This is a genomic window from Arthrobacter sp. FW306-2-2C-D06B, assembly GCF_021789175.1.
GTDB lineage: Bacteria > Actinomycetota > Actinomycetes > Actinomycetales > Micrococcaceae > Arthrobacter.
Map to the genome: position 1 here is coordinate 2,512,806 of NZ_CP084560.1, position 15,312 is coordinate 2,528,117.

Annotated in this window: 15 protein-coding genes; 8 read left to right on the forward strand and 7 right to left on the reverse strand. The window is 62.1% G+C overall.

The annotated features are described in order from the left end of the window. Positions 1-41: 41 nt before the first annotated feature. The 4 genes from LFT47_RS11745 to LFT47_RS11760 form a co-directional block, all read right to left on the reverse strand. Positions 42-1,475: an MFS transporter gene (locus LFT47_RS11745; protein WP_236810945.1), complete on the reverse strand. Its 1,434-nt coding sequence runs from the start codon at positions 1,473-1,475 to the stop codon at positions 42-44. 41 nt (positions 1,476-1,516) lie between these two features. Beyond that, a complete protein-coding gene (locus LFT47_RS11750; RefSeq protein WP_236810947.1) occupies positions 1,517-2,083 on the reverse strand; it encodes a cysteine hydrolase family protein in 567 nt (188 codons plus the stop codon). Positions 2,084-2,088: 5 nt separating this feature from the next. Continuing rightward, positions 2,089-2,538, reverse strand: a complete 450-nt coding sequence (locus LFT47_RS11755; RefSeq protein ID WP_236810949.1) for a MarR family winged helix-turn-helix transcriptional regulator — start codon at positions 2,536-2,538, stop codon at positions 2,089-2,091. A gap of 75 nt (positions 2,539-2,613) precedes the next feature. Continuing rightward, positions 2,614-3,480: a PhzF family phenazine biosynthesis protein gene (locus tag LFT47_RS11760; RefSeq protein ID WP_236810951.1), complete on the reverse strand. Its 867-nt coding sequence runs from the start codon at positions 3,478-3,480 to the stop codon at positions 2,614-2,616. A gap of 165 nt (positions 3,481-3,645) precedes the next feature. Here LFT47_RS11760 and LFT47_RS11765 point away from each other — a divergent pair, with 165 nt between their 5' ends. The 5 genes from LFT47_RS11765 to LFT47_RS11785 all read left to right on the forward strand — a co-directional run bounded on the left by LFT47_RS11765 (position 3,646) and on the right by LFT47_RS11785 (position 7,889). Then, a complete protein-coding gene (locus tag LFT47_RS11765) occupies positions 3,646-4,278 on the forward strand; it encodes a dihydrofolate reductase family protein (RefSeq protein ID WP_236810953.1) in 633 nt (210 codons plus the stop codon). A gap of 268 nt (positions 4,279-4,546) precedes the next feature. Continuing rightward, the gene (locus tag LFT47_RS11770; RefSeq protein ID WP_236810955.1) at positions 4,547-5,671 is read left to right on the forward strand and encodes a tyrosine-type recombinase/integrase; all 1,125 of its coding nucleotides are present in this window, start codon (positions 4,547-4,549) and stop codon (positions 5,669-5,671) included. Beyond that, a complete protein-coding gene (locus tag LFT47_RS11775; RefSeq protein WP_236810957.1) occupies positions 5,664-6,017 on the forward strand; it encodes a helix-turn-helix domain-containing protein in 354 nt (117 codons plus the stop codon). Before LFT47_RS11770 ends, LFT47_RS11775 begins: the two co-directional genes overlap by 8 nt. Positions 6,018-6,318: 301 nt before the next feature. Continuing rightward, positions 6,319-7,464: a Fis family transcriptional regulator gene (locus LFT47_RS11780; RefSeq protein WP_236810959.1), complete on the forward strand. Its 1,146-nt coding sequence runs from the start codon at positions 6,319-6,321 to the stop codon at positions 7,462-7,464. Positions 7,465-7,478: 14 nt separating this feature from the next. Further along, positions 7,479-7,889: a DUF6228 family protein gene (locus tag LFT47_RS11785; protein WP_236810961.1), complete on the forward strand. Its 411-nt coding sequence runs from the start codon at positions 7,479-7,481 to the stop codon at positions 7,887-7,889. Positions 7,890-8,026: 137 nt separating this feature from the next. Here LFT47_RS11785 and LFT47_RS11790 read toward each other — a convergent pair whose 3' ends face one another. Beyond that, complete coding sequence (locus tag LFT47_RS11790) at positions 8,027-8,581, reverse strand: hypothetical protein (protein ID WP_236810963.1); 555 nt, start codon at positions 8,579-8,581, stop codon at positions 8,027-8,029. Between the two features lie 620 nt (positions 8,582-9,201). Here LFT47_RS11790 and LFT47_RS11795 point away from each other — a divergent pair. Together LFT47_RS11795 and LFT47_RS11800 are read left to right on the forward strand one after the other, a co-directional pair. After that, entirely contained in the window at positions 9,202-11,523 is a 2,322-nt protein-coding gene (locus LFT47_RS11795) for a hypothetical protein (protein ID WP_236810964.1), read from the forward strand. A gap of 93 nt (positions 11,524-11,616) precedes the next feature. After that, positions 11,617-12,276 (forward strand): class F sortase, encoded by a 660-nt coding sequence (locus LFT47_RS11800; RefSeq protein WP_236810965.1) that lies wholly within the window; start codon positions 11,617-11,619, stop codon positions 12,274-12,276. A gap of 33 nt (positions 12,277-12,309) precedes the next feature. On the opposite strand, the gene LFT47_RS11805 is transcribed toward LFT47_RS11800, so the two are convergent. Further along, positions 12,310-13,173 (reverse strand): hypothetical protein, encoded by an 864-nt coding sequence (locus LFT47_RS11805; protein WP_236810968.1) that lies wholly within the window; start codon positions 13,171-13,173, stop codon positions 12,310-12,312. Beyond that, complete coding sequence (locus tag LFT47_RS11810) at positions 13,170-13,913, reverse strand: hypothetical protein (RefSeq protein WP_236810970.1); 744 nt, start codon at positions 13,911-13,913, stop codon at positions 13,170-13,172. The genes LFT47_RS11805 and LFT47_RS11810 overlap by 4 nt, the downstream gene beginning before the upstream one ends. A 252-nt stretch (positions 13,914-14,165) precedes the next feature. Here LFT47_RS11810 and LFT47_RS11815 point away from each other — a divergent pair, with 252 nt between their 5' ends. Then, entirely contained in the window at positions 14,166-15,302 is a 1,137-nt protein-coding gene (locus tag LFT47_RS11815; RefSeq protein WP_236810972.1) for a type III polyketide synthase, read from the forward strand. Positions 15,303-15,312: the final 10 nt, after the last annotated feature.

Consider the following 15,312-nt stretch of genomic DNA (forward strand, 5'->3'; position numbering starts at 1 on the left):
ATGTCGCGACGGGCAGCCCGGATGGCCACCCGCCGTCGGGCTCAATGCGCCGCGGCGACGGCCGGAACGCTGCGGTCAAACGCTGTCAGGAGCACCATCGATCCTCCAATGGCGACCAGAATCCAGGCCAGGGTGTGGAAACCCGCGTCGGTGGCGGACGGCCCAAAGGCGATACTGATGAGGCTGGAGGAGCCGATGGCGCCCAAGTACATAGACGTCCGCAGCAAGCCCGAGGCGACTGCGATCTCCGCGGCCGTCGTTTGCAGGTACAACGCTGCCTGATTGGCGAAACTGCTGAAACCGTTGGTCAGGCCTAGCAGCAGGGTCATTCCGATGAGCAGTGCGACGCCGGAGCCGTGGTTCACCAGCAGCATCACCCCTGCGGAGAGCGTCAAAGCGACGCCTGCAAGGATCAAGGGCCAGCGGACCCACGCCCGACCGGAGACGACCCTCGCCACGACGACGCTCAGCAGACTTAGCGGAATCAGAATCAGACCTACCGTCGCCGGGTTCAGCCCCATGCTTTGTTCCATCCACTGGCTGGCGCCATACATTGACGCATATGTGGCCAGGGCGGCCAGGATAGAACGCAAGTAGGTTCGCTGCAGCGGCCCGTTCCTGCCCAGCATCCGGACGTCGATCAGTGGACTGCGTGCGTGCCGTTCCCGCCACAATAGCGCCCCCGCGAGAACCGCGGCCAGCACGGCAAGCCACCAGGCCGGCGTCGCCAGCGCCGAAAGGAACACCAGCAGCGAGATGATCGCGCCAGCAAAGAGTGCGATCCCCGGAAGGTCCAGCATGGTGAGGAGGCTGCCCAGGCCCTGTTTACGGACCGGCGCGTCTTTCGCGACTCCAAGCAAGGTGAAGGTGAACGCCAGCAGGGCCAGCGGTATGTTGACGGCGAACAGGGCCCTCCAGCCGAACGAGCCGGCCAGCACTCCACCAAGAGGCAAGCCGACGACGGCGGTCACCTGGGCTGCGATCGAAAAGTTGCCGAGGACGCGGCCCGGGACGCCGATGCCGGACTCGTCGGCACGCCGGCGGACCAGCGCCATCGCCGTCGGGTAGCAAGCCGAAGTCCCGACTCCGATGAGTGCCCGCGAAATAAGCAGCACGCCCAGGTTTGGAGCCACCACGCCTACGACCCCGGCCAGCAGGAGGATGGCCACGCCCGAGAGGAAGACGCGTCTGGGTCCGAAGAGGACAGAGAGTTTGCCCATGGTCGGCTGGGCCACCGCGCTGCATAGGTACAGGACGGATATAAGTCCGGCGGTGGCGCCAGGACTCGAGCGAAAGTCAGCCCCGATGCCCACCAGCGCGGTGGCGATCATCGAGCTGTTGATCGGGTTCAGGGTGGAGCCAAGCAGCAGCGGTGCCGTGAACCTCCAACCCAGCGGGTTCGAGGGCCGATTCCCATGGCCTGGAGCCGGGGCGTCGGCCGCGTTCCGCGGGGGAGTCAGCGGTCGGTTGCCCATTTCAGCTGAGGGGCTCGATGGTAGGGCGGAGTCCGGCGCGGTCACGACCGGGTGGCTTTGAGCACGTCCAGGATTTCTTGGGTCGTTCCGGTCTCTCCCAGTCGGGGAAAAATCGTCGTGACGGAGTTTTCGTGGGCGTTCATCGTCAGATCGGTCATCGCGTCGAGGGCGACGGTGACGTTAAGGCCGGCTTCGTGGGCACTCCGCGCGGTGGATTCCACGCCAATGCTGGTGGCTACGCCGGTCAGCACCACTTGGGTCACGCCAAGGTCTTCCAGGAGTGCGCCAAGACCGGTGTTGGTGAAGGCGCCCCACGTCTTCTTCGTGACAAGGTGATCGCCTGGTTGCTGGTTCAGTTCAGGGAGAAGTTCGGCGAAATCGGCGGGGAACTCCCTTCCCGCGGTGCTGCCTTGATCTGTCCGGCCGGGCGCCCCGCCAGCGACGTTGACCAGCACCACGGGCAGTCCGTGTCTACGGAAGGCATCCGCCAGGGCGGCGGAATTCCGCACGATTGGCTCGAGCGGATGAGCTTTCGGGGAGGCAGCTATTCCCCGCTGAAGGTCAACAATGATCAGGGCGGTCTGCGGGTCCAACGTGGTGATGGTCATCTGTATCACGGCTCCAAAAGGCGTTTGAGTAGGTGAATGGCGCCGGGCAACCGTTCCCGTTCGTCCGGCGTGAGTCTGGACTGGATGGTCCGGTACAGCCAATCGGCCTTGGCCGCCCGGCTGGCGCTGATGCGCTCCCGGGCTTCGGTTGTAAGGGACAGGATCCTCTGACGACCGTCGGCAGGATCAGGGCTGCTCTCAACGAGTCCTGCGCCGGAAAGGGCGGAAATGGTGGCTCCCATGGACTGGGGACGCATGCCCTCGGCGCGGGCCAGCTCGGACAGCGTGGCCTGGCCGTCACGCTCCAGGTGGATCAGCACGGCCTTTTGCGCATTCGTCAGATTGTCGACTTGGGACTGCTCACGGAGCCGCCGGGTCAACTGGCCAATGAGGACACGAAGCTCTGCGGCAGCTTCGAGCATGCCCGCCGCGCCTGGATCCGGGTGGGGGTTCATAGCAATGACGCTACCAGATAGTAAGGCAAACTGAAAAGGTTGCCTTACTATCTAAGTTCTTCGTGGCGTGACTGGCTACGAAGGATCGGCGATCTCCACGGCTTCACCGCTTACGACAATTCCGCCCTGCGGCGGAATGTCGACAGTGAGCACACTCGCGCGGCCAACGTGGCTGCCTTGGTGCACCATCACCCGGATTGGCGTTTCCACGAGCGAAAGCAAACGGAGGTATGCGCCGAAAGCCGCGGCCGCTGAACCTGTCGCCGGATCTTCAGTGATGGTTCCCACGGGGAAAAGGTTGCGCGAGTCGAATTCGCCGGTACCGATCTCGCAGAGCGTCGTGACGGTGCCGGCCCAGCCCTGGGCATCCATCAGCGCACGCATGGCATCCGGGTCGAAAGCGAAGGAGTCAAAGGTGCCCCGTTCGGCGAAAACAAGAATGGGGTGCCAGTTTCCGGCAAACGCAACCATAGGAGGGTAGCCGGGGTGCAGTTCGCCTTGGCCCACGCCGAGCAATCCGAGCAGGGAATCCAGAACACCATCGGGGAACTCAGCGACCCGGGGTTCCACGCTCGTGAAGCTTGCCGTGACGGCAGCGCCATGCGGTGCAGTCTCGATGACAACGGGACCTACCGCCGTATCGAACACAAAGGTTCCGGCACCGTCGCGACCTGACAGCGCAACAGCCAATGCGATAGTGGCATGGCCGCAAAACGGCACCTCGGCGATGGGGGAGAAGTACCGCACACGGTTTCGGCGGGTGTCTCCGTCAACAGTCTTCCCGGTGACAAAAACCGTTTCCGCGTATCCGATCTCCGCCGCTATGAATTGCATCCTGGTGGCGTCGAGGCCGGTTGCATCCAGGACTACCCCTGCCGGATTTCCTCCGTCGGGAGTGGCGGTAAAGGCGGCATAACGGAGTACATCCGGAGTCTGTTCCATCCGGATATCGTCGCACGGAGTCGCCGTCATCATTTTCGAACAGCATTTGCCCTGTTTAGCGTTCGACGGCGGTACCGGGCCGATGGCGTCAAGGCTTGGGAGAATGAGGGCAGTAGCGCGGATCCAGAAGGGGTCCGCGCCCGTTGTTCGACGGGGTGAAACGACATGAGGTTGATAACCACCACCAACGTCTCAGTGGACGGCGTGATGCAGGGGTTGGGCGGAGCGGAGGAAGATCGCAGAGGAGGCTTTGAGCGCGGGGGATGGGCGATACCACTTCTCGACACCGAAACCGGGGACTATCTCAGCCAGGTCTACAGCGGTGCAGCTTCGTTCCTCTTCGGGCGGCGGACCTACGAGATCTTCGCACCCTACTGGGGCGTGATGATCGATCCGGGCACAAACCCGATCGCGGCCGCGCTGAACAGCCGGCCCAAGTACGTGGCGTCGGCCAGCCTCACCGACCCGCAATGGGCGGGTACGACCGTCCTGCAAGGCGACCTCGCCACGGCGATCGGCGAGCTGAAGGCACACCATGACGGCGACCTGCTGGTGCCGGGCAGCGGCGCTTTGGTCCGATGGCTACTCGCCAACAACCTTGTGGACCAGCTCGACCTGCTCACGTATCCCGTGGTCGTCGGCCAAGGCACGCGGTTGTTCCCCGAATCCGGTCCGGACATCGCGCTCAAGCTGGTCACCTCACGGACAACGTCCCGCGGCATCACCATCCAGAGCTATCGACCTGCCGGGCGTCCTAAGTACGAAACGTCCACGGTCGCCCCGGAGGATGTGTTCTGAGGCAGCTGCTGCCTAGGGGATCGTGATCATGCATCAGATGCGCGCTCACGATATTACTTTACATAATGTAGATTATCGGCGTTAAAACAACGGGAGTAGAATTAGCTGCGAGAACTCCCGCCCCATGACGAATCTGACGTTTCCGCAGGTCAGCCGGGCTTTGCCCGGGGCGCGCATTCCTCACGCCAACGTCTGAATTTGCCCTCGGATCGCTTATGGCTATAGGTTTCCTGCATCTAATGCATGTTTCCATGGTTTAGGGGTCGTTGTGAATGATGCCGTTCCAGGTTTTGTCCCGCGGATGCTGGTGGCTCCGGACATCGGGCTGTTCCGGGCTGATGAACGGGTTTTCATGGCCATGCTTGATGGCTGGCGCGCGCAGATGCTTGCCCGCGGCCTCACGACAGAGACCATCAAGCAGCGCTGCCAGCTGCTGGAGCGTTTTCAGCGCTTCACAGGGGAATTTCCGTGGCAATGGGGTCCGGCGGACATCGATGATTTCCTGGGCGATCTGCGCTCGGGCGAAAAGCCAATCAGCCTGAAGACACTGCGCTCGTACAGTAACGCCGTGGCAATGTTCTGTTCATTCCTGACGCACCCTGGCTATGGCTGGGGCGAGTTCTGCGAACGGACCTTCGGCGATATACCTAGCCAGATCTGCTTCGAGTGGAACATGCCACGGCACACCACCGAGGATGCCGTCCCGGCGAAGAAACGCTCGTTCACCAAGGCGGAACTGCAGCGGCTTTTCGACCACCTCGATGACCTGGTCGACCAGGAATACGCCGCCGGCAGCAAGCGCTGGCTGCCCTTGTTCCGCGACTCGGTAGCATTCAAGGTCTGCTATGCCTACGGGCTTCGCCGGCGCGAAATGACCATGCTGGACCTGGAAGACTTCGGCCCGAACCCGCACCTGAGCGACTACGGACGGTTCGGAGCAGTCCAGATCCGGTTCGCCAAGGGCACGGCAGGCTCAGGACCCAGACGGCGCACCGTGTTGACCGTGCCGGAATTCGATTGGGTCGTGGACCAGCTCAAGACCTGGACAACCGGCGGCATGCGTCAACAGTTCCCGACAGCTGAACGGTCATCGGCCCTTTGGCCCAGCGAGCGTGGCACCCGGATGTCCTTGGGCTCCTTCGGGGACGCGTTCGCCGCCGCACGGGACGCCGTCGGCCTGCCCCAGGAGCTGGGACTCCATTGCCTCAGACACTCCTACGTGACCCACCTGATCGAAGCCGGCTACGATGCGGCCTTCGTGCAGACACAGGTTGGGCACTCCTACGCCTCAACCACCGGGCTCTACACCTCGGTATCGTCGGACTTCAAGCAGAAAACCGTGCAACAGATGATTGCACGCCGCATCGCGAACTTGGAGGACCCAGATGCCTGAACAGCGCCGGATCGGCTACCGCTGGAACCTGCGAGCCCTGATGGCAAAGCAAAACCTCTGGAAGACCACCGAACTGATGCCGCTCCTGAAATCCCGTGGCATCAACCTCTCCGAAAGCCAGGTCTACAGGCTGGTCACCTCCACACCGGAGCGCATTCCGGCCAGGACATTCGCCGCGCTCTGCGACATCCTGGACTGCACACCAAACGACTTATTCGAACCTTTCGTGGAAATGCGCGCCGCGGCGACAGCCAACGCCCCCAAGCGCAGCGAAGACCTCGGCATCCAACCAGGCAACCCCATCGCCCGACGGGTCCGGCTCGTCACTTCCGAAGACGGTGAGTAGGCCCCGCAAGGCAGAGGACCCCATTCGCTGGCCGGTCCCCTGCGGCCGCTGCAGCCAACACCACCAAACGGTCGCGCGCTGGCCCGACGGCGGAGTATGCGGCTACTGCTATCAGCAAGCAAAACGCACCCGCGGGGTCTGCGGATGCGGCCACGAAGGCATCCTGCCCGGAATCATCGATGAACAACCGGCATGCCGGAGATGCTCAGGCGTTCGACTCAATATCGACTGCCAGGGCTGCGGCGCCGAAGACGAACTCTATACCGGTGCACGCTGCTGGACCTGCGTCCTCGGCGACATCGTGGACAACCTACTAACCAACCCGGCCACGGGAATCATGGCCACCGAACTGATCCCGCTGGCGGCGGCACTGAAGACCATGAAACGGGCCAACAGCGGCATGACCTGGATCCGGCAAAAACACGTCACCAACTTCCTGCGAAACCTCGCCACTGCACCCAAAATCAGCCACGATACGTTCGATGAACTGCCCGACTCACGCACCCGCGAATACGTCCGGGGACTGCTCATCGAACACGGCGTGCTCCCCCAGCGAAATGCTTTCCTGACGCGCTACGACGGATGGGCCACCCAAGCCCTGGAACGCGTCAGCGACCCACAGAACCTTGACGTGATCCGCCGCTACATCCGCTGGCACCACCAGCGACGCATGAACCTCATGGAGGAAGTCTCCCGCGGCACCTTCCTCCGCGCAAAACAGGAAGTCACCGTCGCCATCGACCTCCTGAACTGGCTCACCGGCCACGACATCAAACTGCCCGAGCTGCAGCAGTCCCACCTGGACGTCTGGCAAGCCGAAGGACCCACGACGAGACGCATCGCTGAGCGCTTCCTCAAATGGGCCATCAAAACCAAGGCCGCCCCAGCGGGGCTCGCCATCATCCCGCACCGCCGCGGCACCAGCCACCGATTGCCCAAGCCCGGCCAGGACCAAGCACTCCAAAAAGTCATCCACACCAACGGACTGGAGACCCGTGACCGGGCCGCCGCGATCCTCATCCTCGTCTTCGGACAACAAGCCGAAAACATCGCACGGCTAACCTGGGACGAAGTCACCGTTACCGACGACCTAGTCACCATCCAGCTCGGCAGTATCCAGATCGCGTTGCCAGACCCTCTTGCGCAACCTTGGCGGGAGCTCGCCGCAAACCCGGGCCACGAACTGACCGCAGCACACCCCAACACCAAATGGGTGTTCCGCGGAGCATCACCCGGACGCCACATCAACCCAGGACACCTCACGACCCGCCTCAGCAAGCTCTTCAGCACCCGCGCCGCACGCCTGGGAACACTCCACGAACTCACCAAACTCGCCCCCGTCGCCATCATCGCCGAAACCCTCGGCTACTCCCCCACCACCATCGAACGCCACGCCACAGACTCAGCCGCCGCCTACGCCAAATACATCGCGGCACGGCGCTCATGACGGAGAATGAAGCAATGAATGAGGTGACTATTGGACATCAAGGCACACTCATTTTCCGCGTCGAGAACACCCGCGGCAGTCGAAACGGGCAAATCGAGAACCTGACAGTTACCGCACATCTGCCCGGTCTCAACGCCACAAAGGACGTCTGGGATTTCGACGGTTGGTCGGGGTTGCTGTCCTTCTTTGAGGAACTTGCAAGCAATTGGCGAGGCTGGGACGGGGAGAAAGACTTCGACTCCATAGAAGGCGACCTTACATTGACGGCGAAGCACGACGGCCACGTTCGCATAGCCTTTGAGCTCAGAGAATACGCCGGCGCAACTCCATGGGCGGCCAAAGGAGAACTCACCTTGGATCCAGGCGAAGAACTGACCGCCGCAGCGCAGTCACTTCGAGACCTGTTGGCCGGCACCAAGCACTAAGCGACCGAAGCGGAACATGTCGGTTTCAGGCTGACTCCAGCCATCCGTCGAAAACCGCCTACTCCCGGCTCACGAATACCCGTGCATGCCAGTTAAGTAGGACGAGTAGAAGTAGATGAGAGAACTCGTCTCAGAAACTAAACCCATCGGCCCTCCGCTAAATCAGACCAAAAGTCGACACGATAGGTCGGTAACTTCACGTCGGGCTCCCGGAAAAACTCAGCCGCGAAGTAGGCAGCAAGATCACTGCCGTAATAGATCACGTCCGTCTGGTAGACAGAAAAAACGGGACTTCCCGTCGGCGATGGCGCTCCTGGCAGAAAACGGTGCGAGTAGATAGGAATCAGCGTCGGCACGAATTGCATATGTTCCCGCGCTGCCTGCAAAGCCGTAGCTGTTTCACCTGGCCTTTCGCCCCATTCATCGGGCCAGAAGGCATTCTGCTCGACGTCAAACAGGACTCCTTCCAAGGGCCAGCTAAGCCGCTGACGAATCCCGTCAGGCTCCCCCAACCAATCAACCCATTTAGGGCCGAGCGGAGTAGCCAGACTCAGCAGCCCCGCATGATCAGGGCTGAACTTGATACCAAACTGCTGCTCAACGTCGGCGATCTCGTCAGTAGTTAAACCAGGACCCAACGGAATATGCGCCTCGTAAAGCGTCTCAATGGCTGTTTCGACGATAGAACCCACGCCTGAATCATGTCATCTACTACTCGTCCCACATCAACACGTCTCGCTGCCAGTCAATCAGCGGGAGTGGAAGTGGCTGCGCTTCAGGTACTCAGTCTTCTCGACAGAGTCATTAGAAGTGCGATCGCTGATGAGATCACCGGCGAACCTTCCCTGGAGCCCGACATTGGGAACATCCTTGCACCGCCATCAAACTCACAAAACTCACAGGGACTCACACCGCCGCGGTACGCTGGCATCGGGCCAAACTCACAAGATACACAACGACTCACAGGAGCGCGCTCCTCCGCCGTGCGGACAAAATCGACCTCCACGCCGCAGTCCTTGGCAACTTCGCGCATGGATTGACAGTAAGACCCCGGGTCGGTTCCCCCTTGAAGCGATCGCTTCCCATGCCTTTCGGACCGCCCGGGCAACGAAAGATCTTCGACGCCAAGGGGGCGATTCAACTGTCAAATTTTTGACAGTGGAAGCCGCTGAGAATGCCCCCCTTTCACGTCGTGACAGTTCGAAAATCAATCCCTTCTCCGCGATTGCGATTCGTCCGGCTCTCTACACACAGGACCACCCGAAGTGTGGTCATCGCGTGTATGGGCGCGTTAGAAGAGAAGGGAACATAAGTGAGTCGAGGAAGATTCGAACCAGACACGGGCAACCCGCCGGGACAGACAAGGCGCTGGTCGGCGTTCGCCAAAACCGGTGCTCTGGCAGCCGCCGGCGCCCTGGCCATCTCCGCTATCGGGACCGGTGGCATCCTGGCGGCGCCTGCAGCGCAGGCCGCAACTGACCTGCCGGGCATGCACCAATCGGGCATCACCGTCCAGGCTCCGCCGCCCCGGGCGTTTGGGGATTGGTCGATGTGGCTGGGATCCCTGAACCTGAACGGTGCCACCGGGGGTCCCACGGCTTTTTGCTTCGACGTCGGGATCCCGGCCGGACCGGCCGGATCCGGGGCGGTGGGTTCCCTCGGAAACCCGCAGCTTAACTACGCGATTCAGAAGTACCAGAGTGACCCTGCAAACCATGCAGCCTTGGCGTACCTCACTCACGAGCTCGCGGATCCGAGGTTCAACGTGCCGTGGAACGGCATTGGGGCCCCCTACCCTAACCTTCGGGATTCATCTGATCCGCAAATGCCCGGTGTCCGCGCCCGGGCCGCGGCGATGCTCGCCGACGCCCAGGCCAATTCCGGCCCGTATTCCACGCAACCTAAACTCGCGATGGACGCTAACGGTCGCGGCGGCACAATCACCTCGACAGAGCTGGTTTCCGCAGCCGGGAACAAGCTGAGCGGCTTCTCGGCGCGCGCCATCCTGAACGGCCCCGCCGTGTGGGCAGGAACGAACTCCCAGGCAGTCAACCTCCGTACCGGAGATCAGCTCGGCTTCGCGGCGACCGGAAACGGAACAGTTTCCGTGACGCTGACGATCGACGCACCCGGGTCGTCGGCTACCACCTATTCGGTGCCCGGCTTCCAGAACCTTCTCGTTGCCGGCGGGGCTCAACCCGTCGCGGGAACGTCAGCCGACGCCAACGTGATCTTCGATTTCCAACCCGAAGCGACCTCGACCGCCGGCCGGTTTGTCGAGGGCGGCCAGCCCCTGATGGACGTCCTGCACGCGAACACGTCCACGGGAAACACCAATGACTGGGCTTTCGTGAACGGCGGCAACGTGCCTGCCCGCTTCGACGTCGACTGGTATTACAGCCCGGTCAGACTCGCCCCGAACGCCCAGATCCCGGCTGCAGTCGTGAAGGTTGCCTCCGGAACTGGCACCGCAACGGGACCGGGTGACGTGAAGGTGACCGGCGACAAAAACGCGGACATGGCCGGCTATTACTACCCTGTGGCCCGTTTCTCAAAGGGGGCCCAGCCCGCCGAGCTGCAGCAGTACTTCCGTGCTGACTGGACCGCTGGCTTCAATGATCCCCATGAGGAGACGATCCAGAAGTACCAGCCGGCGGTGGTGACCAAGGCATCGGCCGTTGAAGACGGCAAGATCTACGACATCATCACCGTGACCGGCAACGAGCCCGGCAAGGAACTCTCCGTGACCACGGACCTGGTTCTGACCTCCGCTGCCCCGATTGCCGGCGGCACCGACACCGTTCCTGCTGATGCCGACGTCATCGGTACCGTCACCACGAAGGTCACCGGGAACGGCGAATTCAAGACCGCGGCCGTCGAGGTTCCATGGGAGAAAATCGTCGCCGAGAAATGGTCCAAAGGCCTGAATGCCAATCTGTACTTCTCCGAGAAGATCGACGGTACCGAGTCCACCAAGGCGTGGGACGGCAAGGAACTGCTGCCCAACGAAACTGTACCGATCAAGAAACCTTCGATCATCACCAAAGCCTCCGGGAACGGCACCGTGCCGCTCCTGGCCCATGACATCGGAATAGTCTCGGGCACCATCCCTTCCGGCACCGGCATCAAAGTCACCACCAAAGTGAACCAGTACAAGTTTGACGACTCGACCGACGGCTCCGCCCAGGCCGTCTGCGCCAACCCGTCCTGGTCCTCCCCGGACCAGGACGTCACCGGTGCGGGGGCAATCACCTACCCGAGCCACACCATCGTCCACAAAGGCACCTACGGATACGTCGAGGAACTTAAGCTGACGATCGATAAGGGCGAGGGCAAGGAACCATTCACCGCGCAGTTGCATAAGGGCAACTGCGGCGAGAAGAACGAAACTGTCATCGCCTTCCCAGAAGCCGTCACCGTTACCCCAGACAAGCCGGCACTGATGGTCAACACCGGATTCGCGCCAACCACTGGCAGCGCACAAGAAGCCGGGCCGAACATGCCGCTGCTGATGACGGGCGGCACCGCCTTCGCACTGGCTCTCCTCGGCGGAGCAGGGCTGTTGTACCGCAAACGCTTCGACAACCTCCGAGTTGAAACGGATAACGTCCAAGCGGACGAACATGCTGACTAGAAGCACCTGGCTGTCAGATTGACGCGGGGCACCCGGATCGAGCCACCCATGCTGGTCACCGGGTGCCCCGCCCCATACCCAAGGAAAATACAAATGATCAAAATGCGCAGCTATGCCCGCGCCCGGTGGAACAACGTCGCACTGACCACGGTCGTCACCTGTAGCGTGGCCGGAGCCACCGCAAGCGTCTTGGCCTTCACCTCACCGCCCGCTCCCCCGGCGGCACCGCAGGCACCTGTGCTGGCGCCGTTCAAAGCCGCAGGACCGGACACGTTCACCGGCCCGGCCCCGATCCACAACCTTCCGCCTAACACGCTTTCCGTCCCGGGCGTGGACCTCAAAGTAGGGCTCGTGGACCAAGGCCGTGACGGTGCCGGCTACCTGGTGGTCCCGGATGCCTCCAATGCTGCCCGCTACAGAGGGTCGGCGGCTGTGTGCGCCGAGAAGGGATCGGCCCTGCTGGCCGGGCACGTGAACTTCCCGGACGGGTCGCTCGCGCCGATGGCTTCCCTCGTCCGGGTGACCAAAGGCATGCCCCTCTACGTATCCGACAACGCCGGCGTTACCTGCAGATACAAGATCATCGGTTTGGAATCATTGGGAAAAACGTCCCTGCCGGCAGATATCTTCGCCACCGAGGGCCCACATTTACTTCGGGTCGTCACCTGTGATTTTGCCAGTCCCTTCGTGACGATTGCCGGGCATGCCCAGTTCGCCAACAACACCGTGGCCACCGCAATCCCCTGGCCATGACTCACCACACCGGTCCAGAGCGGGTTGGCTCCGTCAGGCAGGGATGTCCTCTCGCGAATCCATTCCGGGCGACGCGTAGCTCCTGGTTCGGGCGTTCTTGGGTCTCGCCTTGCTCCAGACCAGCGAAGCCAACGCCTCCTGGACCCCGGGCAGGGAAAGGGCGTTGGCGGGGGAAATACCCTGGAGACGGCCCCAGAGATATCCGCGTTCGCTGCACACGAAGTCCACGAGCGCCCTCTTGTGGCCCTTGGGCACGCAGCTCAACGCCCTATTGGTTTCCAAACGGGAGAGCGCGGTTCCCGGCTCTGATCCGAAGCAGATCTCCTCCATATGCCTGGATGCTCGATGTTCGATCACCTGCAGACCCTGCTCTGCGACGTCGCTATCCCAACCAGCCCTGATCAACAACGCCTTTAGTTCCCCCCAGAGAGGCGATGAACCGGCGGGCATTGGCGAAATGGCCAACGGAAGCTGAGGCCATTCGCACTCACGTCCGTACACCGACACCAGCGGGGTCCCCTCCCCCAGGGCGTGTTTCTTCTTCACCTCTGCCCACACGCCGTCCCGCACATCTCGCTCTGAGAGCCAGTGGCGTTGGCTGACTGTCCAGGTTCGGAGCCCGTTGCGGACAACCGTCAACAGCCACGCGCAAGCCGGGACATCCACGGGGATCCCCCGGTCGCAAAGAACTTCCGTGGCGTAGAACAGTGCATCTTCGGGGGCGATCGAGGAGAACTCGTGCTGGAAACGGGACAACAGCGCCGGAAGAAACGAACCGAACAGCAGCTGGGCCGATGGACCGTTCCGGCCTTCCCGCTGCCATCTAGCCACGAGGTCCCGCAGGAGGGCATCGCGTTCGGCCGATGTCGACAACCGGCCATGGGTTCCGGGACTCACGCGGCGACACCCCACTGCCTCGCAACATCGCTCATCAGTTCCGCGGCCGCGTGGAATTGGGCGGCCAGCCGGCGTCGTCGTGCGGGGTGCGCCTCGGGCAACCGCCGGACGACAAGCTCAGAGGTTCCCATATTCCGGATGGAATCCATCAACTCCCGCAGCTGGAGTTCCGCCAGCACCGCCGCGTCGGAAGGACCGTGATCCACGCCCAAGGCGCCGACGTCAGCCAAAAACCCCTCCACATCGAAGATTCCCTCGTTGGAATCAGAGTTGGAATCAGAGTCGGAATCCGAGGGAACCAGTTCGCCCGCGATCACATTCCTTGGTCGTGCGGGTGCAATGCGGCGCATTTTGCCGTCCAGTGACAATCTCACGGATGGCAGGGTTCCACCCTCGGCAACCCCCTTTGCGAGGAGGGCATTCACAGTCTCGTGTGATACGCCCAGGACCGGGGCGATGGCACGAAGCGACAAATTTCCGGCCGACAACTCCATGGCCACACTCACCCGGGCGCTGCCTCCCAGGCTCGAAAGGACCAGCCGCTCAGTCTCCACCAACTCAGCCCACGTACTCAGGCCAAAGGCCTTCCACGCCCTCGCCCGGTACAGCTCCAAAGCAAGCTTCACGACCTGGCCGAGCAACCGGTCAACCACGCCCACTTGGCGGTCCAGCTCAGCCAAACGCAGGCGCAACCGCTTCACCTTGACAAGCGCACCCCCGACATCCAGATCCCCCTGCATACCTGCGCACCTCCCCAAATGCACTAAGGGCCGCCCTCTTGCCGTCCGGCCGCTCGACGAACTCGGCAAGACGCACAAATGGGCTGCTATTAGAACTAGTGGCCCGTCGCTTCATTTTGTGTCGCAGAAGCTTTGAAAGCCCTGAATGCGGTTGAGTCTGCGGCTCCGCGGAAAACAGCCGGGACCCCTCAAAACGTCCACATTTCCACGCTCGGCCATTGTCAACGGCATCTTCGTCGCCAACAATGAAGCATGCCGGTCTACGTGAGGTCTCTGGAAACTGCCGTACCGCCCACAGTGCTTGTGCAACCACAGGCACGCGACGTTTTCGCATCCCAACCCGGGCTGACACGGCTCGGATCCAGGCTCGTGCGGACATGCTTTGACTCAGCAGCGATCGATACCCGATTCACCGCCGTCGCCGAATTGTCCCTGGACAACCACGCCGAGAATCCCTCATTCTTCGACCCCGCCACTGGCCGTGTACTTAGCCCCAGCACCAAAGTGCGCAACGAAATATTTGCCGTCGAAGCTACCAAATTGTTCATTGAGGCCGCCAAAGCCGCCGTCGGAAAATGTCCCGATATCGATTTGCTTGACATAACCCACGTCATTACTGTTTCCTGCACTGGATTTTTCAATCCCGGCCCCGATTACAAAGTAGTCCGGGCCCTCGGACTCAGCCCCGCCGTGCAGCGCTATCACCTTGGCTTCATGGGTTGCTACGCCGCGTTCCCCGCCCTCCGTGCAGCGCGGCAGTTTTGCCAGGCCGACCCCTCTGCGGTCGTCCTGGTTATCTGCGTAGAGCTTTGCTCACTCCATGTCCGGACTTCGAATGATCCGGACACGATCATGGGATCGGCGATCTTTGCGGACGGCGCGGCGGCCGCCGTCGTGACGTCCCGTGAACCTGAGGGGCCCGACCCGGTGATCAGGCTGGATCACTTCGAGACTGTCCTGACGCCGGTCGGCGAAGAAGCGATGGCCTGGAACATTGGCGACGAAGGCTTCGAAATGGTCCTCGGCACGTACGTGCCGCACATCATCGAGGAACACATCACCGGCGCGCTCGAGCCGCTGCTTGCCCGGGAACCGTCCCTGGCGGGACTCCCCTACCGGGACATTACGCATTGGGCCATCCATCCCGGCGGCCGCAGCATCCTCGACAAAGTCGAGTCGAAACTTGAACTCACCGAAGAACAGATGATTCCCGCACGCGAAGTCCTCCGCGCCTACGGCAACATGAGCAGCGCCACCGTGCTCTTCGTCTTGAAGCACATCCTGGGACAAACGCCGGCAGAGCGGGAGGAACGCATCTGTTCCATGGCATTCGGGCCCGGCCTCACCGTGGAGACAGGACTGTTCACCCGGATTTCCCCGACTCTGTGATCCCGGCTCT

Coding starts and splice junctions, on each gene's coding strand:
- LFT47_RS11745 (WP_236810945.1), bottom strand. CDS start 1,475: ATGGGCAACCGACCGCTGACTCCCCCGCGGAACGCGGCCGACGCCCCG.
- LFT47_RS11750 (WP_236810947.1), bottom strand. CDS start 2,083: ATGACCATCACCACGTTGGACCCGCAGACCGCCCTGATCATTGTTGAC.
- LFT47_RS11755 (WP_236810949.1), bottom strand. CDS start 2,538: ATGAACCCCCACCCGGATCCAGGCGCGGCGGGCATGCTCGAAGCTGCC.
- LFT47_RS11760 (WP_236810951.1), bottom strand. CDS start 3,480: ATGGAACAGACTCCGGATGTACTCCGTTATGCCGCCTTTACCGCCACT.
- LFT47_RS11765 (WP_236810953.1), top strand. CDS start 3,646: ATGAGGTTGATAACCACCACCAACGTCTCAGTGGACGGCGTGATGCAG.
- LFT47_RS11775 (WP_236810957.1), top strand. CDS start 5,664: ATGCCTGAACAGCGCCGGATCGGCTACCGCTGGAACCTGCGAGCCCTG.
- LFT47_RS11785 (WP_236810961.1), top strand. CDS start 7,479: ATGAATGAGGTGACTATTGGACATCAAGGCACACTCATTTTCCGCGTC.
- LFT47_RS11800 (WP_236810965.1), top strand. CDS start 11,617: ATGATCAAAATGCGCAGCTATGCCCGCGCCCGGTGGAACAACGTCGCA.
- LFT47_RS11810 (WP_236810970.1), bottom strand. CDS start 13,913: ATGCAGGGGGATCTGGATGTCGGGGGTGCGCTTGTCAAGGTGAAGCGG.
- LFT47_RS11815 (WP_236810972.1), top strand. CDS start 14,166: ATGCCGGTCTACGTGAGGTCTCTGGAAACTGCCGTACCGCCCACAGTG.